General features: G+C 55.3%; 3 protein-coding genes. 1 reads left to right on the top strand and 2 read right to left on the bottom strand.

Annotated elements, in window-relative coordinates:
* Positions 1-720 (bottom strand): LysR family transcriptional regulator (locus tag RTK32_RS21160; protein WP_312047374.1); only part of this gene is annotated, 720 nt, incomplete at its 3' end.
* A gap of 85 nt (positions 721-805) precedes the next feature.
* Here RTK32_RS21160 and RTK32_RS21155 point away from each other — a divergent pair.
* Entirely contained in the window at positions 806-1240 is a 435-nt protein-coding gene (locus RTK32_RS21155) for a multidrug/biocide efflux PACE transporter (protein ID WP_312047372.1), read from the top strand.
* Here the strand turns inward: RTK32_RS21155 and RTK32_RS21150 are convergent.
* A partial coding sequence (locus tag RTK32_RS21150; RefSeq protein ID WP_312047370.1) for a 5'-nucleotidase C-terminal domain-containing protein occupies positions 1229-2343 on the bottom strand: 1115 nt, incomplete at its 5' end. The two genes, RTK32_RS21155 and RTK32_RS21150, sit on opposite strands and share 12 nt — an antisense overlap.

Below are 2343 nucleotides of genomic sequence, written 5' to 3'. Positions count from 1 at the left end.
CACCAGCCAGCGCGGCAGTATCGTCCAGCCAAAGCCCTGCTCCGCCATCTCTAATAACAGTAAATAGGAAGGCGCAGACCAGACGCCGTTGCCTGGCCGGGGCCGTTCTTTCCCCACCCATGTATTCAGACAGAGCTGCCGCTCGCTTTTCAGGGATTCCCGGCTGACAACCGCCTGCTGCGTCAGCGGATGATCCTGATGCAGGTAAATGGCCATCTGTGTTTTGACCTGAAGCCTGGTGGTGGCGATATCCGCCGGATAATGCGGCTGTACGCGGATCACGCCAATGTGCGCCCTTCCGGCCTGGAGCAGCTCAATAACGTCAGCATCCTCGGCAATCATGCATTCAAACTCAATCCGGGGATACCGCCCGGCAAAGCGTCTCAGCAGAGATTCATGGTAATCCGCCTGCCAGAAATCGGAAATCGCCATACTCAGGCAGGGTTCAACGTCGCCCGTAAGCCGAATAGCCAGCTCGTTCAGCCGCTCGCTGGCTGCCAGCACCTCCCGTACCTGAACAAGTGCACGCTGGCCGTTTTCTGTTAGCACGGGCGTGCGCCCGCCCCGGCTGAACAAGGCGAATCCCAAATCCGTCTCCAGATTGGCAACGGCAGCGCTGATGGTGGACTGGCTTTTGCGTAACGCTCTGGCGGCAGCAGAAAACGACCCGCTTTCTACCGTTTGCACAAACGCCTGCAACGATTCCGGTGAATAATGCATTGGTGTATCGCTTTTTCCGATAGGTAATCATTTTATTTTAGCAAATCAGGCAGGCAAAATACCGGCCTGATTTTAAGGAGCATCCATGAGCCGTACACTGAAAGAACGTTTTTTCCACGCCCTCGGCTTTGAGGCACTGGCCGTTACGCTGGTGTCGCCGCTGGCCGCCTGGGCAATGGATAAACCGCTGTTCCAGATGGGCGCGCTGGCTATTATGCTGTCGACCGTCGCCATGCTCTGGAACATGATTTACAACGCGGGTTTCGACCGTCTTTTCCCGAATGGTCGTCAAACCTGGCTGTTGCGCATTGTGCACGCGCTGGCGTTTGAAGGAGGATTTATCCTGATTGGACTGCCGATTGCCGCCTGGATGCTGGACGTATCGCTCTGGCAGGCCCTGCTGCTGGAAATCGGCTTTTTCCTTTTCTTTCTGCCCTATACGGTGGTCTACAACTGGTTATATGACACGCTTCGCGCCAAATGGCAGCGCAAAGCGCATCCTGTTTCTTCAGAACAGTGAGGACCAGATTTCACGCATAGCCAGCTCAATGCGTGGCAGCCGCCACTTTTTTGGCGGCTCCCCGGCTTTTTTTTCCGTCACGGCGCGTTTCTGCTGATAAAGAATTTCGCCGTGCGGTTCAAAATCGGCAGCCTGTAGCGGGGAGTGCTTTTCAATATACTGTTTCAACACTTCGGCATCGACAAAGCCGGTATTCACGTAGCCCGGTGATGCCGTAATGACCGGATAGCCATCGCCACCCGTCGCGTTGAAGCTAAGTGTCGCCATCCGGTAGGTTTTGTCTGCCTGCAGGGGTTCGCCTTTGATTTTTACGTCGTGCACGCTGCTGCCGTCCGCCGTCAGGCTAACGTTAGCAAACTGTGCATAGGCTCCTGAGTCGACCTGTTTATTTGCTACCACTGCCAGGTATTTTTCGACCTCGCTGCCTTTCATATCGTTATAAACCACCACGTTGCCGAACGGCTGCACCTTTAGCACATCCTTGTAGGTAATGTCGCCAGACTCAATGGAGTCACGTACGCCTCCCCCGCTCATGACGGCAAAATCCGCGCCGGTTCGTTCCGCCTGCGCGCTCAGGATCAGCCGGGCAAGGTTGGTCTGCACAAAGCGGACTTTGCTACGGTCCCCTTCCAGATGGCCATTAACGCTGCCGATTTTCACGTTAAGCTGCGCCTCGCCTTTTTTCTGGAAAGGCGTTAACAGCTTCATCATTGCGGGATTTTTGGCAATTTCCTGGGTGTAATTCACCCAGCTGACGCTGCCATCAGCATTGGTCACTTTGTGACGCAGATTAATGGGCACCAGCTCGTAATGCTCCAGCGTCAGCTTACCGTTCAGGAAGGTAAAATCAGCCCGACCGATATATTTGCCCCATTCATGCGCCTGTACAATCCAGGTCCCGTTTTGCCGATCCGGCTGGCACGGCGTGCCCGGTACGTAGTCCGCCTGTTTAACATTTTCCTTTGCCATACAGACCGGATCCTGCGAGTGGCCGCCGACAATCATATCCAGATAGCCTGGCGGCAGTTCACGAGCCATTTCCACATCGCCCGGTGCATTGGAGCCGTGATTGCCATTGTCGTAATGGCCCATATGCGTCGCCG

This window comes from Erwinia sp. (assembly GCF_031978025.1).
Classification (GTDB): domain Bacteria; phylum Pseudomonadota; class Gammaproteobacteria; order Enterobacterales; family Enterobacteriaceae; genus Erwinia.
The sequence above is the reverse complement of the archived record's forward strand: the minus strand, read 5'-3'. Positions and strand labels throughout refer to the sequence as shown.